This window comes from Azospirillum oleiclasticum, from assembly GCF_013423485.1.
GTDB lineage: Bacteria > Pseudomonadota > Alphaproteobacteria > Azospirillales > Azospirillaceae > Azospirillum > Azospirillum oleiclasticum.
Map to the genome: position 1 here is coordinate 19129 of NZ_JABFFR010000023.1, position 26072 is coordinate 45200.

Genomic DNA, 26072 nt, shown 5'->3' on the forward strand with positions numbered 1-26072 from the left:
GCAAGGAGTTTCAACATGACCATCCGATTGATCGGAGCCGCCGCCGCCATCGCGCTGATGTCCAGCGCCGCCTGGGCGCAATCCCCGGCACCCCGGACCGGGAACGCCGCGAACGATGCCTCCCCGTCGGCGACGATGACCGGCCCCGGCACCGCCGGCACGCAGCGGTCCACCGGTACGGAGGACAACGTGCGAGGCGGCATGGCGAGTGTCGACCGGCTGATGGGCAAGGACGTCATCGGCCGGGACGACGAGAAGCTGGGCGAGGTCGAGGACGTCATCCTCGGGCCGGACGGACAGGCGCGGAAACTGGTGCTCGCGCGTGGCGGCTTCCTCGGCATGAACGAGAAGCAGGTCGCCATCGATTTCAACCTGGTGCAGAGCCGGCCGGACGACGACGACCTGCATGTGTCCAGCCTGTCGCGGGACGACGTCCGGAACATGGCGGAGTTCCAGTACGAGGACGGCATGACGTCCCTCAACCGGTCCCGCACCGGCAGCGGCGCGGCGCCGGCCGATGGCGCCGCCCCGTCCGCAACGCCGGACGCCCCGCCGGCTCCGGGTGCCGCCGGCAGCACCCCGGCCCGTTGACCTCCACCGGAGCACGCCGGACGGTCCGATCGCTTCCCCTTCAGGGCATCGCCCTGCGGGGCGAAGCGATCGCGCTGTTCCGGGTTTCGGTGAAGCCGGGTGCCGATCCGCTCCGGGATCAGAAGCCGATGATGCCGGTGATCCACAGCAGGATGACGATGATGCCGGGCACACCGAGCAGCCAAAGAAGCAGAGGCATGACGAATCTCCTGGTCGTGTCGTGGACGGGAGCATGCAGGACGGCATGCCCGCATGCAGAACTCGGTCGAACGCGGTGTGTTCCGGGCGCGCATGAGGGATCATGGATGGCGCGTGTCGGGTTCAGGGTGACGACCGAACCTTTTCAGGGACTATGGCTATGCGCGGAAAAACGTGGTTTGCGGCCCTGATCGTCTCGACCGGCACGGTTTCGGCCCTTCCGGCATGGGCCGAGGGCGTGCGCCTGAGGCCGGACGGCAGCAACCTTGCGGTCATGATTTTCGGCGGCATGGACGGGGTGGCACCGGAAAGCTTCGCCGGCTCGGTGGCCGCCGCGATGCCGGAGGAACTGCTCGACCCGGGCAGGAACTTCGCAAGGCATCCCGCTTACGAGCCGGAGCGGGAGTACACGGTGGTGATCTCCTTCCACGATCCGGCGCAGCCGGTCGAAACCGACCTGTGCAAGGCCGGCTCCCGTTCCGAGGCAGCTCCGCCGCCGCCCGATTTCCGGGGCCTCCACAGCGCCGTGGGCCTCACCGGCGCGCTGTGCGTGGACGATGTGGCGCTGCGCACGACGACGATGCGATCGGCGGGCCGGGTGACGCCGGACCAGCTTTCCTTCCGCTTCCTGATCGCCGACGCGGCGAAGGCCCTGTTCCCCGACGGCTTCGCACGGCTGCCGCGGACCACGACGGGAGCGCGGTGAGGCACCGGGGGGCCGAAGGGCATATCGGGGAACACGATCTTCCAGGCCGAGTTCGGAGGGGTGCATGACCGCGAGCGGCGGCCATAAGGGAGCTCAGATCCAGACCGCCGGACGCGTGAGCTGTTGGAGGTTGCGAGTCCCCGCAACCAAATCAAAAAACCCTTGATGACAACCGTCGTCAGGGGCTTTTCGTTTTCATACCCGGCCGAACCTCCACACCCACAGGCCGTGGGTCACCGGCGATGTCCGATCGCGCGTGACCGGCTGCCCTTGACACCGGGCCGCCCTGTGGCGCATCACCGTGCGGCTGGTTCCTGTCCATGACAGGCGAAGAGGGAATGCGACAGGGGGGCCGATGGTCCTTCAAGCGCAGCCGCCCCCGCGACCGTGACCGGAGAGGGCGCCCCAGCGCCACTGGCCTAGCCCGACGAGGGCGGGGCCGGGAAGGCGGGGCGACCGGCGGAGCCGATGGCTCCGGCATCCGCAAGCCGGGAGACCTGCCAGCACGCTGTGACGCAACCGGACGGGGGATTCCGGCGACGGGTCTGCGCCGTGCTCCGGTCCATCCCGCCTCCGTTCCTCCCGCATCCGCAACACCGATGCCGGAGGACCCGCGTGCCCGATCTGTCGAAAATCCCCGTGACCGTGGTGACCGGCTTCCTCGGCGCCGGGAAGACGACGCTGATCCGCCATCTGCTGCGCAACCCGGAGGGCCGCCGCCTCGCCGTGGTGGTGAACGAGTTCGGCGACGTCGGCGTCGATGGCGAGATCCTGAAATCCTGCGCCATCCCCGAATGCCCGGAGGAGAACATCGTCGAGCTGGCCAACGGCTGCATCTGCTGCACCGTCGCCGACGATTTCATCCCCACCATCGAGCGGCTGATGGCGCTGTCGCCGCGCCCCGACCACATCCTGATCGAGACCTCCGGCCTCGCCCTGCCCAAGCCGCTGCTGAAGGCGTTCGACTGGCCGGACATCCGCTCGCGCATCACGGTGGACGGGGTGATCGCGCTGGCCGACGCGGAAGCCGTGGCCGCCGGCCGCTTCGCCCCCGACCCCGCGCGGGTGGACGCCCAGCGCGCCGCCGACGACAGCCTGGACCACGAGACGCCCCTGTCGGAGGTGTTCGAGGACCAGATCGCCTGCGCCGACCTCGTGCTGCTGACCAAGCCCGACCTGACCGACGCCGCCGGGCTGGAACGCGCCCGCGCCGTGATCGCGGCGGAGGCCCCGCGCCCGCTGCCGGTGGTGGAGGTGCGGGAGGGGGCCGTCGATCCGCGGGTGATCCTCGGCCTCAACGCCGCGGCGGAGGACGACATCGCCGCCCGGCCGTCCCACCATGACGGCGAGGACGACCACGACCACGAGGATTTCGAGAGCGCGGTCATCGACCTGCCCGAACAGACCGACCCCGCCGCCCTGGCCGACCGGCTGGCGTCGGTGTCGGCGGCCCGCGGGCTGCTGCGGGCCAAGGGCTATGTGGCCGTGGCGGGCAAGCCGATGCGGCTGCTGGTCCAGGCGGTGGGCGCGCGGGTGCGCACCCAGTACGACCGGCCCTGGGCGCCGGGCGAGCCGCGCACTGGCCGGCTGGTGGTGATCGCCGAGGCGGGCGGTCTCGACGTGCCGGCGCTGGCCGCGGACCTCGCCGGATAACGCCGCGATGCACGTCGTCTTCCGCGAGCGGCACGGCCTGGAGGAGACCGACACCCCCACCGACCTCGGCCAAGAGCCGGCCGATCTGGTGGTGCTGTCCTTCTCCGACAGCGACCTCGGCGCGTTCGCCGCGGGCTGGCACCGGGCGGGCGGCGCACTGCCGTCGCTGCGGCTTGCCAACCTCGCGGCGCTGCGCCACCCGCTTTCGGTGGACACCTACATCGAGAAGACGCTGGCGGGTGCGAAGGGCATCCTGATCCGGCTGATCGGCGGCGTGCCCTATTGGGCCTATGGTCTGGCGCAGGTGGAGCAGATGGCGCGGCGCCGCGGCATCGCGCTCGCCGTGCTGCCGGGGGACGGGCGGCCGGACCCGCAACTCGACGCCGCCTCCACCCTGCCGCCCTCGACGCTGGCCCGGCTGGCCCGGCTGTGCGAGACCGGCGGCGCGGTGGCGGCGCAGGCGGCGCTGGCGCAGCTCGCACTCGCCGCCGGGCTCTACGCCGGGCCGGTGCCGGGCAGCAAGGCCCTGCCGGAGGTGGGCGGCTGGACACCGGCCGACGCCATTGCATGCCCGGCGGCCTTTGCCGCGGCGCCCGGTGACCGGCCGCGGGTGCTCGTGGTCTTCTACCGCACCTATTTGGCGGCCCACGATCTGGAACCGGTGGAGGCGCTGTTCGCGGCGCTGGAGGCGCGCGGCTTCGCACCCTTCGGGCTGTTCGCGCCGTCGCTGAAGGCGCCGGGGGCGGCCGGTTGGCTGGCCCGCTGGGCGGGGGCGCTGGCCCCGGCCGCGATCGTCAACGTCACCGCTTTTTCCGCCCGCGACGGTGACCGCGGCTCGCCGCTCGACGCGGCCGGCGTACCGGTGTTCCAGGTGGCGCTGGCGACCAGCACCCGCGCGGCGTGGGAGGGGGCGGCGCGCGGCCTGTCCCCCGCCGACCTCGCCATGCATGTGGTGCTGCCGGAGGTGGACGGGCGTCTGTTCGCGGGGGTGGTCAGCTTCAAGGAGGCGACGGAGCGCGACGCGGCGCTCGGCTTCGCGCGCATGGTCCACCGGGCGGAGCCGGAGCGGGTCGGTGCCGTGGCCGACCGGGTGGCGGCTTGGGTGCGGCTGCAGACCCTGCCCGCGGCGGAGACGCGGCTGGCGCTGGTGCTGTCCACCTATCCGGGCAAGGAGCACCGCATGGCCCACGCGGTGGGGCTGGACGCGCTGGCGTCGGCCGACGCGATGCTGGCGGACCTCGCGACGGCGGGCTACGCGACCGGGCCGGCTGGGCCGCTGGCCGACGCCTTGAGCACCGGCAGCCTGTCCTGGCCGCTCGCCGACTACCGGATGGCACTGACCGCCCTGCCACCCGCCCTACGGAGCGATCTTGAGGTGGCGTGGGGCGATCCGGAGGAGGACTCCGACTGTCGGGACGGCATCTTCCGGTTCCGCGCCGTGCGTCGCGGCAACGCGCTGGTGGCCTTGCAGCCGGAGCGTGGGGAGCCGCGGGTGCGCGACGGCGAGTACCACGACCTGTCGCGGGTGCCGCGACACGCCTATGTGGCCTTCTATCTGTGGATGCGCCGGGCGGAGCGCATCGACGCGCTGGTCCACATCGGCGCCCATGGCACGCTGGAATGGCTGCCGGGCAAGGCGGTGGCGCTGTCCGCCGCCTGCTGGCCGGAAGCGCTGACCGGCGACCTGCCCGTCGTCTACCCCTTCATCGTCAACGACCCGGGCGAGGCGGCGCAGGCCAAGCGCCGGCTGGGTGCCGTCACCGTGGGCCACATCCCGCCGCCGCTGCGGCGCGGCGCCGGCAGCGACCGCCTCGCCCGGCTGGAGGCGCTGCTCGACGAATTCTCCAACGCCGACGGGCTCGACCCGAAGCGCCGGGAGCGGCTGCACGCCGACATCCGGGAGGAGGCGCGGGCCGCGGGGGTGGAGGAGGATCTGGGCCTCGGCCCCGAAATGGGCACGGTGGAGGCGATCACCCGCATCGACCGCTTCGTCTGCGATGTGAAGGACAGCCGCTTTGGCGATGGGCTGCACGTGTTCGGGCGTGCGCCAGCCGGCGACTGGCCGGAGGCGGCGCGATGCGCGGAGGCGGAACGCGACGGGCTGCTGGCGGCGCTGGACGGGCGGCGGGTGGCGGCGGGGCCGTCCGGCTCCCCCTGGCGCGGGCGGGCGGACGTGCTGCCCACCGGGCGCAACCTGTTCACGACAGACCCGCGCGCGGTGCCGTCGCGCGCGGCGTACGCGCAGGGTGTACGCCTCGCCGAGGAGCTGCTGCGCCGTCACTTGCAGGATCATGGCGACTGGCCGCGCGGGCTGGTGGTCGATCTCTGGGGTTCCGCCACCATGCGCACGGGCGGAGAGGAGTTCGCCATGGCGCTCCACCTGCTGGGCGCCAAGCCCGTGTGGGACGAGGAGTCGGGCCGGGTGGCTGGTGTGGAGATCCTGCCGCTGGCGGTGCTCGACCGCCCGCGGATCGACGTGACGCTGCGGGTGTCCGGCCTGTTCCGCGACGTGTTCCCCACCCTGTCCACCCTGTTCGGGCAGGCGGTGCGGGCGCTCGGCGCCCGCGACGAGCCGGCCGAGATGAACCCCTACGCGGGGGAGGCGGCGCCGCGGCGGGTCTATGGCCCGGCACCCGGCGGCTACGGGCTGGGGCTGGGCGACGCGGCGGAGGATTTTTCGGAATCCGGTCGGGCGCGGGCCGGAGAGGCGTGGCTCGACGCCAGCCAGTGGGCGCTGAACGGCGCCGACGCCGCCCGCGACCGCGCCGGGATCGAGGCGCGGGTCGCCGGTGCCGACGCCTTCGTCCATCTCCAGGATCTGCCGGAAACCGACCTGCTGCTGGCGGCCGACTACGCGGCGCACGAGGCCGGCTTCGCCGCGGCCAAGGCGCTGACCGGCGGGCGGGCGGCGCTCTACCATCTGGACGCCACCGACGCGCAAGCCCCCCGCGCCCGCAGCCTGGGGGAGGAGGTGGCGCGCGTCGTGCGCGGGCGGGCCGCCAACCCCGCCTGGATCGCCGGCATGATGCGCCACGGTTTCCGCGGGGCTGGGGAGATCGCGGCGACGCTCGACCACATGGCGGCCTTCGCCCATCTGGCGGGTGCCGTGCCGGCGCACCTGTTCGACCTCTACCACGACGCCACGCTGGGGCGCGACGACGTGCGCGCTTTCCTGAAGGCCGAAAATCCCGCAGCACTGGCGGCCATGGAGGAGCGTTTCGCCGCCCTCCACGCCGCCGGCCTGTGGCGCACGCGGCGCAACTCCATCCTCGCCAGCCTGCGGAGCGCCCCATGACGACGACCCTCCGACCACCCGCCAAGGGCTGGTGCCCCGGCGCGTACCGTCCCATGGAATCCGGCGACGGGCTGATCTTGCGCGTCCGTCCGGTGCTGGCGCGGCTGACGGCGGAGCAGGCGTACGGGCTGTGCGACGCGGCACGGACGTACGGCTCCGGCATCATCGACCTGACCAGCCGCGCCAACCTGCAAATCCGCGGCGTGCGGACCGACACGCACGGGCCGCTGCTGGAGCGGCTGGGCGCGCTGGGGCTGCTGGACGCCGACCCGGCGTTGGAATCCCGCCGCAACATCCTGGTCGATCCGTTCTGGCAGACCGGGGACGACACGGCGCTCATCGCCGCCGCCCTCGCGGCGCGGCTGGCCGAGCTGCCGCCGCTGCCCGCCAAGTTCGGCTTCGCGGTCGATGCCGGGGACGCCCGCCGGCTGGCCGCGGCGTCGGCCGACATCCGCGTCGAGCGGGGGGCCAGCGGCGGGCTGATCCTGCGGGCGGACGGGGCACCGCTCGGCCGCCCGGTCGCGGTGGAGGGCGCGGTCGATGCGGTGATCGCGCTTGCCCGCTGGTTCGTCGACAGCGGCGGGGCGGCGGCGGGGCGCATGGCGCGGCATCTGGCTGGGACCGCGCTGCCCGACGCGTTCGCCGGGACCGAGGCGCCGGCTGCGGAAGCGCCGCCCGTGGCCCCCGGCGTGACCTCTCTGGGACTGGCGGTGGGGGTTCCCTTCGGCCAGATCGAGGCGGCGGCGTTCGCCGACTTGCTGCGCGCCAGCGGGGCCGCGGCCTTGCGCACCACCGCTGTGCGGGTGCTGATCCTGGAAGGCGGCGCGCTGGTGGCCGCGGACGGCTTCGTCACCGGTGCCGACGACCCGCGGTTGCGGGTGGAGGCCTGCGCGGGGGTGCCCTTCTGCCCGTCCGCCACGGTGGCGACGCGCGATCTCGCCCTTCGTCTCGCCGCGCGGGCGCCGGGGCGGCTGCACGTCTCCGGCTGCGCCAAGGGCTGCGCCCACGCGGGCGCCGCACCGCTGACGCTGGTTGGCCGCGACGGGCGGTTCGACCTTGTGCGCGACGGCCGGGCGTGGGACATGCCGTTGGAGACCGGCCTCGACCCGGACACTCTTGCCACCCGCTTCGGAGCCGCGTGATGCCGCATCAGTACGAGACCGACGGCGCCGCCATCTACCGCCAGTCCTTCGCCACCATCCGGGCGGAAGCGGACCTCGCCCGCTTCGACGCGGAGGAGGAGCCGGTGGCCGTGCGCATGATCCACGCCTGCGGCATGGTGGAGCTGGCCCCGCGCATCCACTTCTCCCCAGGCTTCGTGTCGGCGGCCCGCGCGGCGTTGGAGGCGGGGGCGGCCATCCTGTGCGACGCGCGGATGGTGAGCGAGGGCATCACCCGCCCGCGCCTGCCGGCCGACAACAGGGTGCTCTGCACGCTGCACGAGCCGGGGGTGCCGGAACTGGCGCGCCGGCTCGGCACCACCCGCAGCGCCGCGGCGCTGGAGCTGTGGCGCCCCCTGCTGGCCGGCGCCGTGGTCGCCATCGGCAACGCGCCGACCGCGCTGTTCCACCTGCTGACCATGCTGGAGGATCCGGACTGCCCGCGCCCCGCCGCCATCGTCGGCTGCCCGGTGGGCTTCGTGGGGGCGGTGGAATCCAAGGCCGCGCTGTGGGAGGCGCAACCCGTGCCCTGCTGCATCGTCGAGGGGCGGCCGGGCGGCAGCGCCATCGCCGTGGCGGCCGTCAACGCGCTGGCGAGCCGCGCGGAATGAGCGGGCCGGGGACCATCCACGGCGTCGGGCTCGGCCCCGGCGACCGCGAGCTGATGACGGTGCGGGCCGACCGGCTGATCCGCACCGCGCGCCACGTCGCCTATTTCCGCAAGGCCGGGCGGCCGGGGCAGGCGCGCACCATCGTGGACGGCATGCTCGGCCCCGACGCCGCCGAGATCGCCATGGAATACCCGGTCACCACCGAGATCCCGGTGGAGGACCCGCGCTACAACGAGCTGTTGTCCGCCTTCTACGCCGATTGCGCGGCGCGTCTGGCGGCGATCGCGGCGGCGGGCGAGGATGTGGTGGTGCTGTGCGAGGGCGACCCGTTCTTCTACGGCTCCTTCATGCATCTGCACGCGCGGCTGGAGGGGCTGGTGCCGGTGCGGGTGGTGCCGGCGGTGACCGGCATGTCGGGCGCCTGGACCGCGACCGGCATCCCCATCACCTGGGGCGACGACGTGATGACCGTGCTGCCCGCCACCCTGCCGGAGGAGGAGCTGTCCCGCCGCATGGCCGATTGCGACGCGCTGGTGGTCATGAAGATCGGTCGCAACATCGGCAAGGTGCGCCGCGCGCTGACCGAATCCGGCCGGCTGGACGCGGCGTGGCTGGTGGAGTTCGCGACCATGGCCACCCAACGGGTGGTCCCGCTGAACGAGGCGGGGGAGCGGGTGACCCCCTATTTCTCCATCGTGCTGGTGCACGGCCGGGGGCGGCGGCCGTGAGCGTCGCGCTGGACGGCGGCTGGCTGGCGGTGGTGGGGCTCGGGCCGGGAGACGCGGCGCTGGTGACGCCGGAGGTGAGCGCCGCTCTGGCCGCCGCCACCGACGCGGTCGGCTACATCCCCTATGTGGCGCGGGTGGCCCCGCGCGACGGGCTGACCCTGCACGCCAGCGACAACCGGGTGGAGCTCGACCGCGCCCGCCACGCGCTGGAGCTGGCCGCGGCCGGGCGGCGGGTGGTGGTGGTGTCGTCGGGCGATCCGGGGGTGTTCGCCATGGCGTCGGCGCTGTTCGAGGCGCTGGAGGCGGGGCCGGCGGCGTGGCGGGCACTCGACATCCGGGTGCTGCCGGGGATCACCGCCATGCTGGCGGCGGCGGCCAGGGTCGGGGCGCCGCTGGGCCATGATTTCTGCGCCATCAACCTGTCGGACAATCTGAAGCCCTGGGCGCTGATCGAGAAGCGCCTGCGCCTCGCGGTCGAGGCGGACTTCGCTATCGCCCTCTACAACCCGCGCAGCAAGGCCCGGCCGGAGGGCTTCGCCCGCGCGCTGGAGCTGCTGCGGGAGGCCTGCGGCGACGCGCGGCCGGTGGTCTTCGCCCGCGCCGTCACCACGCCGGAGGAGACGCTGCGCGTCGTCCCGCTGCCGGACGCGCGGCCGGAGATGGCGGACATGCGCACGGTGGTGCTGGTGGGCTCCAGCCTGACCCGCGTCCTGCCCCGTCCGTCCGGAGCCTTCGTCTACACCCCGCGCGCGGTCCCGGCGGGGGAGGGTGGCGGGCATGGCTAGCGCCCCCTGGCTCACCATCGTCGGGCTTGGCGAGGATGGGGCGGACGGGCTGTCCTCCGCCGCGCTCGCCGCCATCGCCGCCGCTGACGTGGTGACGGGTGCGTCCCGCCATCTGGCGCTGCTGCCGGGGCTGACGGCCGAGGCGATGGAATGGCCGGTGCCCTTCGCGGACGGCATCCCGCGGTTGCTGGCGTTGCGCGGGCGGCGCGTGGTCATGCTGGCGTCGGGCGATCCCTTCTGGTTCGGGGCGGGCACCAGCGTCACCCGCCATCTGGAGCTGGGGGAGTGGTGGGCGCTGCCCGCACCCTCGACCTTCGGGCTGGCCGCGGCGCGGCTGGGCTGGGCGCTGGAGACCACCGTCTGTCTGGGCCTGCACGCCGCCCCGCTGGCGCGGCTGCGCCCGCATCTGGCGCCGGGAGTGCGGGCGCTGCTGCTGCTGCGCGACGGGGCGGCGGTGGCGGAGCTTGCGGCCTGGCTGCGCGACGCCGGCTTCGGCGCCACCGCCATGACGGTGCTGGAGTCTCTCGGCGGCCCGCGCGAGCGGGTGCGCCGGACCAGCGCCGCCGGCTTCGACCTGACCGACGTCGCCCACCCCGTGGCGGTGGGGCTGGAGCCGGCCGGCGACGGCGCGGTGATCACCGCGGCGGCGGGCCGCGCCGATGCCCTGTTCGACCATGACGGCCAGATCACCAAGCGCCCGGTGAGGGCGTTGACCCTGTCCGCGCTCGCCCCGCGGCCGGGCGAGCGGCTGTGGGACATCGGGGCCGGTTCCGGCTCCGTCTCCATCGAATGGCTGCTCGCCCACCCCACCACCCAGGCGACCGCCGTCGAGGCCGACCCGGCGCGCGCCGCCCGCATCCGCGCCAACGCCGACCGTCTCGGCGCCGACCGGCTCCAACTGGTGCAGGGCCGCGCGCTGGACGTGCTGGAGGGGCTGCCGCCACCCGACGCGGTGTTCGTCGGCGGCGGGCTGTCCGAAGCGCTGTTGACGGCCCTGTGGGAGCGGCTGCCCGCCGGCTGCCGCGTGGTCGCCAACGCCGTGACGCTGGAGTCCGAGGCACTGCTGGCCTCCTGGCACGATCGCGTCGGTGGCAGCCTGCTGCGCATCGAATTGGCCGAGGCGTCGCCGCTCGGCGGCCGGCGCGGGTGGAAATCCGCTTATCCGGTGGTGCAGTGGAGCGTGGTGCGATGATCGCCGCCGGCTTCGGCTTCCGTGGTGCCGCCACCGTGGAGTCGCTGCGCGACGCGCTGGAGCGCGCCGCGGTGGGGCATCGGGTCACCCTCCTCGCGGCGCCCGCCGACAAGGCCGACGCCGCGGCGCTGCGGTCGCTCGCCGGGGCGCTGGGCGTGCCGGTGATTGCGGTCGCCGCGGGCGATCTCGCCGCCACCGACACCCCCAGCCGCTCGGCCCGCGTGCTCGCCGCCCGCGGCACCGGCTGCGTGGCGGAGGCCGCGGCGCTGGTCGCCGCCGGGGGTGGCGGGCCGGCGCGGCTGCTGGGGCCGCGCGTGGTGTCCGCCGACCGTCTCGCCACCTGTGCCATCGCTGTGGGCGCCATCGCCGTTACGGGAGCTTCGCCATGACCGTCCACTTCATCGGCGCCGGCCCCGGTGCCGCCGACCTGCTGACGCTGCGCGGGCGCGACCTGATCGCGCGCTGCCCGGTCTGCCTCTACGCCGGCTCGCTGGTGCCGGAGGGGGTGCTGGCCCATTGCCCACCGGGGGCGCGGATCGTCAACACCGCGCCGCTCGACCTCGACGCCATCATCGCCGAATGCGTGGCGGCCCACGCCGCGGGCCAGGACGTGGCGCGGCTGCATTCCGGCGACCTGTCGGTGTGGTCGGCCATGGGGGAGCAGCTTCGTCGCCTGCGGACGGAGGGCATCCCGGTCACCGTCACCCCCGGCGTGCCGTCCTTCGCCGCCGCCGCCGCCGCGCTGGAAACGGAATTGACCCTGCCGGGGCTGGCGCAGTCGGTGGTGCTGACGCGCACCTCCGGCCGCGCGTCGGCCATGCCGGAGGGGGAGCGGCTGGCCGCCTTCGCCGCCACCGGGGCGACGCTCGCCATCCATCTGTCCATCCACAAGCTGGCCGACGTGGTGGCCGAGCTGTCGCCCCACTACGGCGCGGACTGTCCGGCCGCCGTCGTCTACCGGGCGAGCTGGCCCGACCAGCGGGTGGTGCGCGCCACGCTGGCCACGCTGGAGGCGGCGCTGGGCGACGGGGTGGAGCGCACCGCCCTGATCCTGGTCGGCCGCGCGCTGGCGGCGGAGGGGTTCGCCGACAGCCGGCTCTACGCCGCCGACTACGACCGCCGCTTCCGCCCCAACTCGGCACTCTTCCCCTCCGGCGGGGCAAGCTCCGATGGCTGAGCGCCCGCCCGGCCTGCTGATCGCCGCCCCCGCCTCGGGCAGCGGCAAGACCACGGTGACGCTGGGCCTGCTGCGGGCGCTGGCGGAGGACGGGGTGGTCGCGCAACCCTTCAAGAACGGCCCCGACTACATCGACCCGGCCTTCCACCGCGCCGCCTGCGGCCGCGCCTCCTTCAACCTCGACAGCTGGGCGATGGGGCCGGACCTGCTCGACGCCATCGCGGCACGGGCGGACGGGGCCGACCTCGTGGTCGCCGAGGGCTCGATGGGGCTCTACGACGGGGTGGCACGGCCGGGGGCGTCCGGCACCGGCACGGGGGCCGAGCTGGCGGCGGCCTTCGGCTGGCCGGTGGTGCTGGTGCTGGATGTGAGCGGGCAGGCGCAGTCGGCGGCGGCGACGGCGCTGGGCTTCGCGCGGCTGCGGCCCGACCTGCCCTTCGCCGGCGTCATCCTCAACCGCGTCGCCAGCCCGCGGCACGAGCGGCTGACCCGGCTGGGCATGGAGGCGGCGGGCATCCGCGTGCTGGGCGCCCTGCCGCGGCGCAAGGACCTCACCCTGCCCGAACGCCATCTGGGGCTGGTGCAGGCGATGGAGCATCCGGACCTGGAGGCGACGCTGGCGGCGCTCGCCGCCTTCCTGCGGGCGCATGTGGACGTCGCGGCGCTGCGCCGCGCAGCCGGAGGGGGGCGCGCGGGTGCGCCGTCCGGCCCGCTGCCGCGCCCGCCGGCGCAGCGCATCGCGCTGGCGCTGGATGCCGCCTTCTCCTTCCTCTACCCGCATTTGCTGGAGGGCTGGCGGGCGGCGGGGGCGGAGATCCGGCCCTTTTCGCCGCTGGCCGACGAGCCGCCCGACCCCGCGGCCGACCTCGCCTGGCTGCCCGGCGGCTATCCGGAGCTGCACGCCGGCCGGCTGGCGGCGGCGGAGCGGTTCCGCGCCGGACTTCGGCGTTTCGCCGAAAGCCGGCCGGTGCATGGGGAATGCGGCGGCTACATGGCCCTGGGCGACTGGCTGGTGGACGGGCAGGGCGTGCGGCACCGGATGGTCGGGCTGCTCGGCCTCGTCACCAGCTACGAGAAGCGGCGCATGCATCTGGGCTACCGGCGGGCGGAGTTGCTGGCCCCGATGCCGGGCTTTCCCGCCGGGTCGGTGCTGCGCGGGCACGAGTTCCACTACTCCACCATTCTCGACCAGCCCGACCCGCCGCTCGCCCGCGTGACCGACGCCGACGGTGTTGCGGTGCCCGAGTCGGGTGCGCGCCGCGGCCGGGTCACCGGCAGCTTCTTCCACATGATCGCGGAGGACGCCCGATGAACGGGAGACAGACCCCCGGATTCGTGTCCTTCGTCGGTTCCGGCCCCGGCGATCCGGAGCTTCTGACCCTCAAGGCGGTCGCCCGGCTGAAGGCCGCCGACGCCGTGCTGTTCGACGATCTGTCGGCCGGCCCCATCCTCGCCCACGCGCGGGCGGAGGCCGATCTGGTCGCGGTCGGCAAGCGCGCCGGACGGCCCTCGCCCAAGCAGGACCATGTCAGCCGCCTGCTGGTGGATTACGCCCGCACCGGCGCCCGCGTGGTGCGGCTGAAATCCGGCGACCCCGCCCTGTTCGGCCGGCTGGAGGAGGAGATGGACGCGCTGCGCGCCGCCGGCATCGGGTACGAGGTGGTGCCCGGCGTCACCTCCGCCACCGCCGCCGCGGCGGCCGCGCTGATCCCGCTGACCCGCCGGCTGTCGGCGCGTCGCGTGCAGTTCGTCACCGGCCACGACGTGGCGGGCGCGCTGCCGGCGGATCTGAACCTGCCGGCGCTGGCCGACCCGCTGGCGACGACGGTGGTCTTCATGCCCAAGCGCACCTTCCCGGTGCTGGCGGCGCGGCTGATGGAGCATGGGCTGCCAGCCGACACCCCGGCGCTGCTGGCCGAGAATGTCAGCCGGCCGGAGCAGCGGCTGGCCCGCGGCACGCTCGGCGGGCTGGCCCGCGACCTTGCCGGCGATCCGGGGCACGCCCCGGCGCTGATCCTCTACGGTCCGCTGGCCGGCGAAGGAAGCCCGGGCGCGGCTTTTCCCGTTTGACCATGGGTCGGACGGTGTTATTCAGGAAGGGCTGAACGGTGCCCCCGGCCGCAAGGGCGGGGGTGAAACGGGAAGCCGGTGACGGTGCGCCTTGCCCTCTCCACGAGGGTGCTGGCGGACCCAGTCCGGCGCTGCCCCCGCAACGGTAGGCGAGTGAAGGCCCCCCATCATGCCACTGCGCGCGCACGCCGCGTGGGAAGGCGGGACGGCCCCGGGGATACCCCGCTCGCAAGCCCGGAGACCGGCCGCGACGCCAAACCGGGGTGGACCCACGACACCCCACGATCATCCATGCCGCTGCACGGGGTGTATGCGGAGCAAGGAGTTGTTTTCATGCATATGGAACCCGGAATCGTCGACAGCGCGAAGATCGCGCTTTCCTACGCCACTGCCGGCACGGGCGCCGTGTACGGCGCCAAGCTGGCGGTCGATGCCGTGCGTCAGGAGGGGGCCGGCGCCTTCGTCCTGCGCAGCGCCGCGGCCACCGCTCTGGTGTTCAGCTTCTTCGAGGTGCTGCCGCATGTGCCGGTCGGCATCTCGGAAGTGCACCTGATCCTCGGTTCCACGCTGCTGCTGCTGTTCGGGGCCGCCCCGGCGGCGGTCGGTCTGGCGGCGGGCCTTGCCATCCAGGGTCTGTTCTTCGCACCCTACGACCTGCCGCAATACTTCATGAACGTCACCACCCTGCTGGTGCCGCTGTTCGCGATCGAGGCGGTGGCCCGCCGCATCGTTCCGGCCAGGACCGCCTATGTCGATCTGAGCTACGCCCAGGTCGCCAAGCTGTCCTTCACCTATCAGGCCGGCATCGTGTCGTGGGTGGCCTTCTGGGCCTTCTACGGCCAGGGCTTCGGCGCGGAAAACCTCGCCTCGGTGGGCAGCTTCGGGGCCGCCTACATGCTGGTGGTGCTGGTCGAGCCGCTGGTCGATCTGGCCGTGCTCGCCGCCGCCAAGGCGCTGGGCCGTGGCGCCCGCTCGCCGCTGGTCACCGACCGGATGTTCGGCCACGCCTGACGCCCGCTGTCCGGGAGCGCCCTCCCCCCAAAGTGGTGGGCGCCCTCGGAAAGTAGCGGCGGACGGATGGTTGATGCGGCATACTGTTCCCGCCGGTGCGCCACGTGGTGCGCGGTGGGAGGCCATGCCGGGGAACAATGCCCGACGACCACCGTCCTGTTCCGATCGCCGATGCGTGCATCGGCGACCTGGATGTTTCGGATTTGCCCGCGGCCGATCTGGCCGCGTTGAGGGCGGTCGGCACCGCCTTCTCGGGGCGTCCCTTCCGGGCCTCCACCCCGACCTTCCGTCATCACGAGGTCGAGGGACTCGAGCCCTGCCGCGTGTCGCGGCGCTTCCCCGCCTTCTCCATCACCGGCCCTGCCTGCGCGCTGAACTGCCACCATTGCCGGGCGGCGATCCTGGAGCCGATGACCCCCGCCACCACGCCCGCCGATCTCGACCGTCTCGTGCGGGACGGGATCGCCGCGGACGGGCTGGCGGGGTTTCTTTTGTCAGGCGGGTCCAACCGGCGCAACGAGGTGCCCTTCGAACGCTTCCTGTCCACCGTCGCGGCGCTGAAGCGCGACCACCCGGGCCTGGAGGTCGCCGTCCACACCGGGTTGGTGGACCATCGCCGGGCCGGCCTGCTGGCCGATGCCGGGATCGATGTGGCGATGCTCGACATCATCGGCGACGACGACACCATCCGCGAGGTCTACCGGCTCGACCGGCCGGTGGCGGATTTCGCGCGGTCGCTCGACTGCCTGCTCAAGGCCGGTCTGCGCACCGTGCCGCACATCGTGGCCGGGCTGCATTTCGGGGAGCTGCGGGGCGAGGACCGGGCGCTCGGCGTCATCGCCGACAGCGCCGCCGACACGGTGATCCTGGTGGTCGTCATGCCGGCCTTCGCCGAGCCGGGGCGGTTCCGCGCGCCGGACACGACCGACGTCGCGCGCTTCTTCGGGCGGGCGCGGGCGCGTCTGGCCGACCGGACCCTGCTGCTGGGCTGCGCGCGGCCGCATGGCCGGGCGCGGGCGGCGCTGGACGCCGCGGCCCTGCTGGCCGGCTTCGACGGCATCGCCTACCCGTCGGAGGGAATCATGGAGGTAGCCCGCGCGCTGGGCCGGTCGGCGGATCAGGCCATGGCCTGCTGCGGCCTGACCCGCAACCGCTGCGCCGCGGCGGCCTGACCGGGGAGGGGGAGGGGATGGCCGAACGGCGCTCGCCGGAGTTCGTGCAGATGTCCACCGCGGCGGCGATCTCGCTGGGGATCAGCCCGGCGCGCATGCACCGCTGCGCCTGCACCCGCTGCCTGAACCTGCTGCTGACCTACCCGGAGGGCTGTCGCGCCAACTGCGCCTATTGCGGGCTGGCCCGCCACCGCGACGCCGAGCGGCGCTACGCCGACCGCAACTTCATCCGGGTGGACTGGCCGACAGCACCACTGGCCGATGTGATCGACCGGGTGGAGGCGATGGGGGAGGCGGGTCCCTTCCACCGCATGTGCATCAGCATGATCACCCACCCCCGCTCCGACGAGGACACCAAGACGGTGCTGGCGGCCTGGACCGCGCGTATCCCGCGCGGGCGCATCCCGGTCTCGATCCTGTCCAACCCCACCACCATGACGCGGCGGGACGTGCAGGATCTGCACGACCTCGGCGCCGACATCTTCACCGTGGCGCTGGACGCCGCCAACCCCGACGTGTTCGCCGCCACCCGCGGCAAGGGGGTGGGCAGCCCGCACCGCTGGGACGGCTACTGGTCGGTGTTCGAGGACGCGCGCGCCATTTTCGGGCCGGGCCGCATCGGCATGCACCTGATCGTCGGGCTGGGGGAGAGCGACCGCGACATTCTCGGGCTGTCGGCGGACCTCACCCGCATGGGCGGGCACAGCCACCTGTTCTGCTTCTTCCCGGAGGCCGGATCGCTGCTCGACCACCGGCCGGCGCCGCCGCGCGAGCGCTGGCGCCGCGTGCAGCTCGCCCGCTACCTGATCGAGTACCGCGCCCATCCCTTCGAGGCGCTGGGCTTCGACGGGGACGGGGCTCTGGTGGATTTCGGCATGGACCCCGAGGAGCTGGCCGCGGTGGTGGCGACCGGTGTGCCCTTCCGCACGTCGGGCTGTCCGGGGAAGGAGCGCGACGACGTGTCGGCCTGCGACCGCCCCTACGGCGACAGCCCGCCCGGCGACATCGCCAGCTACCCCTTCCAGCCCAACGGCGGCGACCTGCGCCGCATCCGCCGCCAACTCGGCCCAGCGGGAGCCCACCCATGACCCGCCGCCCGATCCGTGTCGTCGATTCCGGCGTTCGCCGGCCGACCTGGCACCTGTCCGCCTCCGCCGCTCTGGCCGAGGGGCACCGCGCCGGCACCACGCCGGACACGTTGCGGCTCCAGAGCTTTCCACCCTGCGCGCTGGTCGGGCGCCATCAGATCCTGGAGCGGGAGGTCGACGGCGCGTGGTGCGCCGCCAACGACGTGACGGTGGCGAGGCGGATCACCGGCGGCGGGGCGATCGTGATGGCGCCGGGGATCCTCGGCTGGGAACTTCTGCTGCCCGCCGCCCTGTTCCCCGGCGGGCTGGGGGAGGCGGCGGAGCGCATCGGCGGCGCGGTCGCCGCCGGCCTGTCGGGCCTCGGCGTCGATGCGCGGTTCCGGCCCCGCAACGATGTCGAGGTGGGTGGTCGCAAGATCAGCGGCATGGGCGGCTGGTTCGACGGGCCGACCCTGCTCTACCAGGGCACGGTGCTGGTCCAGCTTGATCGCAAGCTGATCGGCCGGGCGCTGCGCTGGCCGGGGGAGAAGCTGGGCCGGCACGGCGCCGCCGCCATCGAGGACCGGGTGAGCGACCTGGAAACGCTGCTCGGCGCACCGGTGCCGATGGTGACCGTCGTGGAGGCGCTGGTCGGCGGGCTGGCCGACGGGCTGGGGCTCGATCCCGTTCCCGGCATCCTGAGGGCGGCGGAAGAAGCGTCGGCCGATGCGGTGGAGCGCCATGAGGTGGGAACGCCGGACTTCATCGCCGGCCCCGCCCCGCCCTCCGGAGACGGCGTGCTCAGCCAGACACGGCGCACGCCCGGCGGCCTGCTGCGGGCGCATCTGAAGCCGCGGCCGGGCGGTGATGGGATGATCGAGACGGTGCTGTTCACCGGTGACGGTTTCGTCAACCCGCCGCGCACGTTGGCCGACCTGGAAGCGGCGTTGAAGGACACGTCCATGCAGGGGTGCGTGGAGCGCGCCCGCGCGATGCTGGCGGCGTCCGGGGCCAGCTTTCTCGGCTGCTCGTCCGACGACCTGCTGGCCCTGCTGCAGGAACTTGTCGACGCCCACCGAAACCGGGAGACCGTGTGATGCCGCGCCGCCTGCTGATCGTGTTGGTCAACACCGACGCCCGCAACCACGAGGAGCTGGGCGCGCCCTTCTACCACGCGGCCACCGCCGCCGCGATGGATTACGAGGTGGACGTGGTCTGCACCGCGACCGCCGGCAAGCTGATGCGCCGCGGCGTGGCGGAGACGCTGTTCGCGAAGCCCGGCTCCGGCAAGTCGGTGCATGACTGGATCCGCGACGCCCACGAGCTGGGCGCCCGCTTCTGGGCCTGCCCCGCCAACCTGGAGCTGTTCGGCATGGGCGAAGCCGACCTGATCCCCGAATGCGCCGGCCTGATGGGGGCCGCCACCCTGATCGCCTTGACCATGGACGACGACGTGCGGGTGCTGAGTTACTGAGCCGCCGCCGGGAAGAATGACAAGGGAGGGAGCCGATGACCGAAACCGCTGTCCGCCTCACCGAGCTGGCCCATGGCGGGGGCTGTGGGTGCAAGATCGCGCCGGCGTTGCTTCAGGAGATCCTGGCGACGCTGCCGGGGCAGGTGGTGCCGCCGGAGCTGCTGGTGGACGCGGCCACCGCCGACGACGCCGCGGTCTACCGGCTGAACGACGCGCAGGCCATCGTCGCCACCACCGATTTCTTCATGCCGGTGGTGGACGATCCCTTCGATTTCGGGCGCATCGCCGCGACCAACGCGCTGTCCGACGTCTACGCCATGGGCGGGCGGCCGATCCTGGCGCTGGCGGTGGTCGGCATGCCCATCGACCGGCTGCCGCCGGCCACCATCCGCCGCATCCTGGAAGGCGGGCAGGCGGTGTGCGCGGCGGCCGGGGTGGTGGTGGCGGGCGGCCATTCCATCGATTCGAAGGAGCCCATCTACGGGCTGGTGGCGCTGGGGGTCGTGCACCCCGACCGCATCAAGCGCAACAGCACGGCGCGCGCCGGCGATGTGCTGGTGCTGGGCAAACCGCTGGGCATCGGCGTCTACAGCGCGGCGCTGAAGAAGGGGGTGCTGCAGGCCACCTCCTACGCCGCGATGATCGACAGCACCACGCGGCTCAACACGCCGGGCGCCGACCTCGCGGCGCTGGAGGGCGTGCACGCCGTCACCGACGTCACCGGCTTCGGGCTGCTGGGGCATCTGCTGGAGGTGTGCCGCGGGTCGGGTGTGTCGGCGGATGTCCGCTTCGACGACCTGCCTTTCTTCCCGGACACGGCAGCGCTGGCGGAGGCCGGGCACACCACCGGCGCCTCGACGCGGAACTGGGCCAGCTACGGCGACGGGGTGGTGCTCCCCGGCGGCTGGCCGGAGGTGCGGCGCAAGCTGCTGACCGACCCGCAGACCAGCGGCGGCCTGCTGGTCGCCTGCGCCCCCGGTTCGGTGGACGAGGTGCTGGGCGTGTTCCGCGCGCACGGCCACGGTGCGGCGCGGGTGGTCGGCACCCTGGCGGAGGGGCCGGCAGCCGTCCGCGTGGTGTGAGCGTGCGTCAACCGCCGCGGCAGGATCGCCACGCGGCGGCCAGCGCGGCGGCGGCGCGTTCCACCTCCGCCGGGCCGGTGAGGCGCCCGAGCGACAGGCGCACGGCGCCCAGCGCCTCGGCCGGCGGGATGCCCATCGCCAGCAGCACGGCGGAGGGCTGCGGGTCGCCGGCGTGGCAGGCGGAGCCGGTGGAGGCCATCACCTCGGGTGCCGCGGCCAACACATCGTTGCCGTGCACGCCGGGAAACAGCAGGCTCAGCGTGTTGGGAAGCCGATCCGTCGGATGGCCCAGCACCCGGAGGCCCGGCACCGCGTCGGCAAGACGCCACTGCAGGTCGCCGCGCAGCGCGTCCAGGCGCACCGCCTCCTCCGCCAGACGCCCGGCGGCGAGCCGGCAGGCGGTGCCGAGCCCGACGATGTAGGGCACGTTTTCCGTGCCGGGGCGGCGGCCTCCCTCCTGCCCGGCGCCGTCCACCAGTGGATCCAGCCGGACGCCGCGGCGGACATACAGGGCGCCGACGCCCTTGGGCGCGTACAGCTTGTGGCCGGCGATGGTGAGCAGATCGACACCCAGCGCCGCCACATCCACCGGCACCTTGCCCAGGGACTGCGCGGCGTCGGCGTGGCAGAGCGCGCCATGGCGCCGGGCCAGCGTGGCGAGTTCGGTGATCGGCTGGAGCGTGCCCAACTCGTTCTGCGCGTGGATGGCCGTCACCAGGGCGGTGCCCGCATCGATCAGTCGTTCCGCCGCGTCCAGCGCCACGCGGCCGGTGCCGTCCACCGGCAGCCGCTCCACCGAAAAGCCGGCGGCGGTGAGGCGCCGGCAGGGCTTTTCGGTGGCCGGATGCTCCACCGTGGTGGTGACGATCCGCCGCCGTTCCGGCGGAGCCATGGCCGCGGCACCGCGGATGGCGTGGTTGCTCGATTCCGTGCCGCCGCCGGTGAACAGGATCTCGTCGGGGGCGGCGCCGATCAGGGCCGCCACCGCCGCCCGTGCCGCCTCCACCGCGTCGTGCGCGCGTCGGCCCAGCGGGTAGGCGCTCGACGGGTTGCCGAACTCCCCGCGCAGAAAGGGCAACATGGCGTCCAGAACCGCCGGATCGACCGGTGTGGTTGCATTGTGATCCAGATAGACGGCGTTGTCGGTCACGCTTCGGATCCTTCCTTGTCCGGGCGCATGCCGATAGTTGCGCATGCCGCCGCCTGCGACACTTTCGCTGCTGGTAGCGATCTTTACAGCGCCGCGCCGAATTTGCTAGTCTTACAAGCAGTTCGAAGACGCGCAAAAACCATAAAGAAGATGGCGTTGTGTTGCGGCCCCCCGGACCGGGGGCAGGGGGAGGTCTCGATGGGGTGCCGGTCCGGCGCCCCTCGTCAAGGAGGACACACACCGATGAACATGCAACTCTCACGACGGCAGCTCCTGAAGCTGACGGGCGCGGGGGCGGCGGGTTCGGCGCTCGGGGCGTTCGGCTTCGGCGGAGCGGAGGAGGCGATGGCGCAAGCCGTCCGTCCGTTCAAGCTGGCGCGCGCGACCGAGACGCGGAACACCTGTCCCTACTGCTCCGTCAGTTGCGGAATGATCCTGTACAGCCTTGGCGACCGCTCCAAGAACGCCAGGTCCGAGATCTTCCATGTCGAGGGCGATCCCGACAACCCCGTCAACCGCGGTACGCTGTGCCCGAAGGGTGCCGGCGTGCTCGACTTCATCCGCGCCAAGACGCGGGTGAAGCACCCGATGTACCGGGCCCCCGGCACGGCGGCGTTCAAGCAGGTCTCCTGGGATTGGGCGATGGACCGCATCGCCACCCTGATGAAGGAGGACCGCGACCGCAACTTCATCGCGGCCAACAAGGACGGGGTCACGGTCAACCGCTGGACCACCACCGGGTTCCTGGCCGGCTGCGCCACCTCGAACGAGGCGGGCTGGCTGACCTGGAAGGTGACCCGCGGTCTCGGCCTCATCCAGGTGGACAACCAGGCCCGCATCTGACACGCCCCGACGGTGGCCAGTCTGGCTCCGACATTCGGTCGCGGTGCGATGACGAACTCCTGGACGGACATCAAGAACGCCGACATCGTCCTCGTCATGGGCGGCAATGCCGCCGAAGCGCATCCCTGTGGTTTCAAGTGGGTCGCGGAAGCGAAGGCCCACAACAACGCGCGCCTCGTCGTGGTGGACCCGCGCTTCACCCGCTCGGCCGCCGTGTCCGACTATTACTGCCCGATCCGGGCGGGTACGGACACCGCCTATCTGCTCGGCGTCATCAACTATCTGCTGACGACCGGAAAGTATCACGCAGAGTATGTGAAGCATTTCACCAACGCGTCCTACATCGTCAAGGACACCTTCGCCTTCAATCCCGAGGAGGGGTTGTATTCCGGCTACAACGCCGAACGCCGCACCTATGACCGGTCAAGCTGGGACTACGAGATGGGGGAGGACGGCTTTGCCGTTCGCGACCTCACGCTCGAACACCCGCGCTCGGTCTTTCAGCTCCTGAAGCAGCACGTCTCCCGCTACACGCCGGAAATGGTGGAGCGGATCTGCGGGTCGCCCAAGGACAAGTTCCTGAAGGTGTGCGAGTACATCGGTTCCACCGGCAACGGTGAGAAGTCGATGACGATCATGTACGCGCTGGGCTGGACGCAGCACAGCTATGGGTCGCAGACCATCCGCACGGCCGGCATGCTCCAGCTCATGCTGGGCAACATGGGCGTTCCGGGCGGTGGGGTGAACGCGTTGCGCGGCCATTCCAACGTGCAGGGTCTGACCGACATCGGTCTGCTGTCGCAGAGCACGCCCGGCTATCTGGCGATGCCCACCGACCGCGAGCCGACGCTGGCGTCCCATTTCGCCAACCGCGACTTCCGCCCGCTGCAGGCCAACCAGATCAGCTTCTGGCAGAACTACAACAAGTTCTACGTCAGCCTGCTGAAGGCCATGTACGGGACGGCCGCCACCAAGGACAACGAGTTCGGCTACGCCTGGCTTCCCAAGATCGACAAGGTCTACGACACGCTGCAGCAGTTCGAGCTGATGCACCAGGGCCAGATGAATGGTTACATCTGCCAGGGCTTCAACCCGCTGCTGTCGGTGCCCAACAAGAACAAGATGCGGGCGGCGCTGTCGAAGCTGAAGTTCCTGGTGTCCATCGACCCGCTGGAGACGGAGACCGCGCGCTTCTGGGAGAACCATGGGGAGTTCAACGACATCGACTCCGCCAAGGTGCAGACCGAGGTGTTCATGCTGCCCTCGACCTGCTTCGCGGAGGACGAGGGGAGCTTCACCAACTCCAGCCGTACGCTCAACTGGCGCTGGAAGGCGGCGGACGGTCCCGGCGAATCGCGCACGGACACGGTCATCATGGCCGACCTGTTCCTGCGCATCCGCGACCTGTACGCCAAGAACGGCGGTGCCGTACCCGAGCCGATCCAGAACCTCGACTGGAACTACGTCCAGGCCCGCAACCCGAGCCCGGACGAGCTGCTGCGCGAGCTGAACGGCAAGGCGCTCGCGGATCTGAAGGACCCCACCGACCCCACAAAGATCCTGCGCCGGGCCGGGGAGCAGGTCGACGGTTTCGCCCAGCTCCGCGACGACGGTTCCACCATGAGCGGGTGCTGGATCTATTCAGGGGCGTACACCGAAGCGGGCAACATGACCGCCCGCCGCGACAACACGGACCCCAGCGGGCTGGGCGTGCACCCGAAATGGGGCTTCGCGTGGCCGGCCAACCGCCGCGTGCTCTACAACAGGGCCTCGTCGGATCCCAACGGCAAGCCGTGGAGCGCCAGGAAGCAGTACATCCACTGGAACGGCTCTCGCTGGGTCGGACCCGACGTGCCGGACTACGCGCCGACGCTGTCGCCCGAGAGGGCGGCCGGACCCTTCATCATGAACGCGGAGGGCGTGTCCCGCCTGTTCGCGCGCAAGCTGATGGCGGAAGGGCCGTTCCCCGAACATTACGAGCCGTTCGAAAGTCCGGTCGCCAACGTCCTGCACCCCAAGACCCCGACGAACCCCGCGGCCCGGGTGTTTAAGGGCGACATGGAGGTGTTCGGCACGGCGAAGGACTTCCCCTACGTCGCCACCACCTACCGCCTGACCGAGCATTTCCATTACTGGACCAAGCACGTGAAGCTCAACGCGATCGTGCAGCCCGAGTTCTTCGTCGAGATCTCCCCGGATCTGGCGCGGGAAAAAGGCATCCAGAACGGCGGCTGGGTCCGCGTCTTCTCCAACCGCGGGTCGGTGAAGGCGAAAGCGGTCGTCACCAAGCGCATCCCGGTGCTGAAGGTGGACGGCAAGACGGTGCACACCGTCGGCATGCCGATCCATTTCGGCTTCATCGGCGAGACCAAGAAGAGCTTCGGCGTCAACACGCTGACGCCCTTCGTCGGCGACGCCAACACCCAGACGCCGGAATACAAGGCGTTCCTCGTCGACATCGAGCCGCTCGCCAGCGGCCCGGCTGTCTCTTAAGGGAGGGCAACGGTCATGGCGACATTGCAATCCCTTGATCTCCAGCGCCGCTCCGCGACGTCCGGCACGCCGCCGGCCGCGCGCAAGACGCTGGAGGTGGCGAAGCTGATCGACGTCTCCAAATGCATCGGCTGCAAGGCGTGCCAGGTGGCCTGCATGGAGTGGAACGACCTGCGCGAGGAGGTGGGCGAGGTCACCGGGGTCTACGACAACCCCCACGACCTCTCCCCCGCCACCTGGACGCTGATGCGCTTCACGGAGTGGGACAACCCGGACACCGGCAATCTGGAGTGGCTGATCCGCAAGGACGGCTGCATGCATTGCTCCGATCCCGGCTGTCTCAAGGCCTGTCCCGCGCCGGGTGCCATCGTCCAGTACTCCAACGGCATCGTCGACTTCGTTTCGGAGAACTGCATCGGCTGCGGCTACTGCGTGAAGGGGTGTCCGTTCAACATCCCGCGCATCTCCAAGGCCGACAACAAGGCGTACAAGTGCACGCTCTGCTCCGACCGCGTGGCGGTCGGGCAGGCTCCGGCCTGCGTCAAGGCCTGCCCGACCCAGGCGCTCGTGTTCGGCTCCAAGGAGGACATGATCGCCCATGGCGAGGAGCGGGTGGCGGATCTGAAGTCGCGCGGCTACGACAAGGCGGGCGTCTATGATCCGGCCGGCGTCGGCGGCACCCACGTGATGTACGTGCTGCATCACGCGGACAAGCCCCCGATTTACGCCGGCCTTCCCCTGGCCCCGAAGATCAGCCCGCTGGTCGAGATGTGGAAGGGCCTGACCAAGAACGTCGGCCTGCTCGGGATCGGCTTCGCCGCGGTGTTCGGCTTCATGCACTACGTCGTGAACGGCCCGAACCGCGTCTCGGACGAGGATGAGCAGGCGGCGGCCAAACTGAAGGGGGACGGGACATGACGGGCTCCCACTACCGCGACGAGCCGACCACGGTCAGCCGCTATTCCGCGGCGGCGCGGGTCAACCACTGGGTGACGGCGGCCAGCCTGATCCTGCTGGCGCTCAGCGGTCTGGCGCTGTTCCATCCGTCGCTGTTCTTCCTGACCGGTCTGTTCGGCGGCGGCGAGTACACGCGGATCATCCATCCCTGGATCGGCCTCGTGCTGCTGGTCAGCTTCGCCGGTCTGTTCCTGCGCTTCTGGCGGCTGAACCTCTGGGAACGTACGGACAATGTCTGGCTCGGCCGCGTGCGCGCCGTGCTGGCGGGCCGGGAGGAGGAGCTGCCGGAAGTTGGCAAGTACAACGCCGGGCAGAAGCTGGTCTTCTGGGGCATGTCGATCCTGATCATCGTGCTGTTCGTCAGCGGGGTGGGCATCTGGCGGTCCCAGTACCCGTTCCTGCGCGAGACGCTCGGCATCGTCATCCCCATCGACCAGCAGCGGCTTGCCGTTCTTGTGCACGCGCTGGCGGCGATCGGGGCGATCCTGATCTGGATCGTCCACGTCTACGCGGCGCTGTGGGTCAAGGGCACCGTCCGCGCGATGATGCGCGGTTCGGTGACCGGCGGCTGGGCGTGGCGTCACCACCGGCGCTGGCTGCGTGAGGAGGTCGGGGCAAGGACGCCCCGGCGTCCCGCGGAGTAGGCACGGAACCTGT

24 protein-coding genes and 2 riboswitches are annotated in these 26072 nt (G+C 72.2%); of the genes, 23 read left to right on the forward strand and 1 reads right to left on the reverse strand.

All coding sequences use genetic code 11. From position 1 onward, the window contains the following. The first annotated feature begins 15 nt into the window (after positions 1-15). From HL658_RS21695 to selD, 19 genes are all read left to right on the forward strand, one after another. A complete protein-coding gene (locus tag HL658_RS21695; RefSeq protein ID WP_180283173.1) occupies positions 16-591 on the forward strand; it encodes a PRC-barrel domain-containing protein in 576 nt (191 codons plus the stop codon). Between the two features lie 301 nt (positions 592-892). Further along, positions 893-1495 (forward strand): hypothetical protein, encoded by a 603-nt coding sequence (locus HL658_RS21700; RefSeq protein WP_180287658.1) that lies wholly within the window; start codon positions 893-895, stop codon positions 1493-1495. Positions 1496-1786: 291 nt separating this feature from the next. After that, positions 1787-2014: riboswitch (cobalamin riboswitch) on the forward strand. 96 nt (positions 2015-2110) lie between these two features. After that, positions 2111-3148, forward strand: a complete 1038-nt coding sequence (cobW, locus tag HL658_RS21705) for a cobalamin biosynthesis protein CobW (protein ID WP_180283171.1) — start codon at positions 2111-2113, stop codon at positions 3146-3148. Positions 3149-3155: 7 nt separating this feature from the next. After that, the gene (gene cobN, locus HL658_RS21710; RefSeq protein ID WP_180283170.1) at positions 3156-6443 is read left to right on the forward strand and encodes a cobaltochelatase subunit CobN; all 3288 of its coding nucleotides are present in this window, start codon (positions 3156-3158) and stop codon (positions 6441-6443) included. Then, positions 6440-7585, forward strand: a complete 1146-nt coding sequence (cobG, locus tag HL658_RS21715) for a precorrin-3B synthase (protein ID WP_211109813.1) — start codon at positions 6440-6442, stop codon at positions 7583-7585. The genes cobN and cobG overlap by 4 nt, the downstream gene beginning before the upstream one ends. Then, a complete protein-coding gene (locus tag HL658_RS21720; protein WP_180283169.1) occupies positions 7585-8214 on the forward strand; it encodes a precorrin-8X methylmutase in 630 nt (209 codons plus the stop codon). Before cobG ends, HL658_RS21720 begins: the two co-directional genes overlap by 1 nt. Further along, the gene (locus tag HL658_RS21725; RefSeq protein WP_180283168.1) at positions 8211-8942 is read left to right on the forward strand and encodes a precorrin-2 C(20)-methyltransferase; all 732 of its coding nucleotides are present in this window, start codon (positions 8211-8213) and stop codon (positions 8940-8942) included. Before HL658_RS21720 ends, HL658_RS21725 begins: the two co-directional genes overlap by 4 nt. After that, positions 8939-9727, forward strand: coding sequence for a precorrin-3B C(17)-methyltransferase (gene cobJ, locus HL658_RS21730; RefSeq protein ID WP_180283167.1), 789 nt, complete (start codon positions 8939-8941; stop codon positions 9725-9727). The genes HL658_RS21725 and cobJ overlap by 4 nt, the downstream gene beginning before the upstream one ends. Continuing rightward, positions 9720-10919, forward strand: coding sequence for a precorrin-6y C5,15-methyltransferase (decarboxylating) subunit CbiE (gene cbiE / locus HL658_RS21735; RefSeq protein ID WP_180283166.1), 1200 nt, complete (start codon positions 9720-9722; stop codon positions 10917-10919). Before cobJ ends, cbiE begins: the two co-directional genes overlap by 8 nt. Next, on the forward strand, positions 10916-11308 hold the full coding sequence (locus HL658_RS21740; protein ID WP_180283165.1) for a cobalamin biosynthesis protein: 393 nt from the start codon (positions 10916-10918) through the stop codon (positions 11306-11308). The genes cbiE and HL658_RS21740 overlap by 4 nt, the downstream gene beginning before the upstream one ends. Beyond that, positions 11305-12096: a precorrin-4 C(11)-methyltransferase gene (gene cobM / locus HL658_RS21745; protein ID WP_180287659.1), complete on the forward strand. Its 792-nt coding sequence runs from the start codon at positions 11305-11307 to the stop codon at positions 12094-12096. The genes HL658_RS21740 and cobM overlap by 4 nt, the downstream gene beginning before the upstream one ends. Further along, complete coding sequence (locus HL658_RS21750; protein WP_180283163.1) at positions 12089-13408, forward strand: cobyrinic acid a,c-diamide synthase CobB; 1320 nt, start codon at positions 12089-12091, stop codon at positions 13406-13408. Before cobM ends, HL658_RS21750 begins: the two co-directional genes overlap by 8 nt. Then, entirely contained in the window at positions 13405-14166 is a 762-nt protein-coding gene (gene cobA / locus HL658_RS21755) for a uroporphyrinogen-III C-methyltransferase (protein ID WP_180283162.1), read from the forward strand. Before HL658_RS21750 ends, cobA begins: the two co-directional genes overlap by 4 nt. Before the next feature lie 19 nt (positions 14167-14185). After that, a riboswitch (cobalamin riboswitch) is annotated at positions 14186-14428 on the forward strand. A 71-nt stretch (positions 14429-14499) separates the two neighbouring features. Continuing rightward, positions 14500-15177 carry an energy-coupling factor ABC transporter permease gene (locus HL658_RS21760; RefSeq protein ID WP_180283161.1) on the forward strand — a complete coding sequence of 226 codons (678 nt, stop codon included), beginning with the start codon at positions 14500-14502 and terminating at the stop codon, positions 15175-15177. A 203-nt stretch (positions 15178-15380) separates the two neighbouring features. Beyond that, entirely contained in the window at positions 15381-16349 is a 969-nt protein-coding gene (locus tag HL658_RS21765; protein WP_180283160.1) for a radical SAM protein, read from the forward strand. A 17-nt stretch (positions 16350-16366) separates the two neighbouring features. Next, the gene (locus HL658_RS21770) at positions 16367-17437 is read left to right on the forward strand and encodes a radical SAM protein (RefSeq protein WP_180283159.1); all 1071 of its coding nucleotides are present in this window, start codon (positions 16367-16369) and stop codon (positions 17435-17437) included. Continuing rightward, a complete protein-coding gene (locus tag HL658_RS21775; RefSeq protein WP_180283158.1) occupies positions 17434-18513 on the forward strand; it encodes a lipoate--protein ligase family protein in 1080 nt (359 codons plus the stop codon). Before HL658_RS21770 ends, HL658_RS21775 begins: the two co-directional genes overlap by 4 nt. After that, positions 18513-18890 (forward strand): DsrE family protein, encoded by a 378-nt coding sequence (locus HL658_RS21780; RefSeq protein WP_180283157.1) that lies wholly within the window; start codon positions 18513-18515, stop codon positions 18888-18890. The genes HL658_RS21775 and HL658_RS21780 overlap by 1 nt, the downstream gene beginning before the upstream one ends. A gap of 35 nt (positions 18891-18925) precedes the next feature. Continuing rightward, the gene (selD, locus tag HL658_RS21785) at positions 18926-19972 is read left to right on the forward strand and encodes a selenide, water dikinase SelD (RefSeq protein WP_180283156.1); all 1047 of its coding nucleotides are present in this window, start codon (positions 18926-18928) and stop codon (positions 19970-19972) included. Positions 19973-19979: 7 nt separating this feature from the next. On the opposite strand, the gene HL658_RS21790 is transcribed toward selD, so the two are convergent. Next, on the reverse strand, positions 19980-21122 hold the full coding sequence (locus HL658_RS21790) for a cysteine desulfurase family protein (RefSeq protein WP_343055259.1): 1143 nt from the start codon (positions 21120-21122) through the stop codon (positions 19980-19982). 243 nt (positions 21123-21365) lie between these two features. On the opposite strand from HL658_RS21790, the gene HL658_RS38315 reads away from it, so the two are divergent. From HL658_RS38315 to HL658_RS21805, 4 genes are read left to right on the forward strand one after another with little or no spacing between them, the layout of a single operon-like run. Further along, positions 21366-21965 (forward strand): twin-arginine translocation signal domain-containing protein, encoded by a 600-nt coding sequence (locus tag HL658_RS38315; protein WP_246337776.1) that lies wholly within the window; start codon positions 21366-21368, stop codon positions 21963-21965. Between the two features lie 12 nt (positions 21966-21977). After that, positions 21978-24458, forward strand: a complete 2481-nt coding sequence (gene fdnG / locus HL658_RS21795) for a formate dehydrogenase-N subunit alpha (protein ID WP_484463070.1) — start codon at positions 21978-21980, stop codon at positions 24456-24458. Between the two features lie 15 nt (positions 24459-24473). Next, a complete protein-coding gene (fdxH, locus tag HL658_RS21800) occupies positions 24474-25376 on the forward strand; it encodes a formate dehydrogenase subunit beta (RefSeq protein ID WP_180283154.1) in 903 nt (300 codons plus the stop codon). After that, positions 25373-26059 (forward strand): formate dehydrogenase subunit gamma, encoded by a 687-nt coding sequence (locus HL658_RS21805; protein ID WP_180283153.1) that lies wholly within the window; start codon positions 25373-25375, stop codon positions 26057-26059. The genes fdxH and HL658_RS21805 overlap by 4 nt, the downstream gene beginning before the upstream one ends. Positions 26060-26072 lie beyond the last annotated feature (13 nt).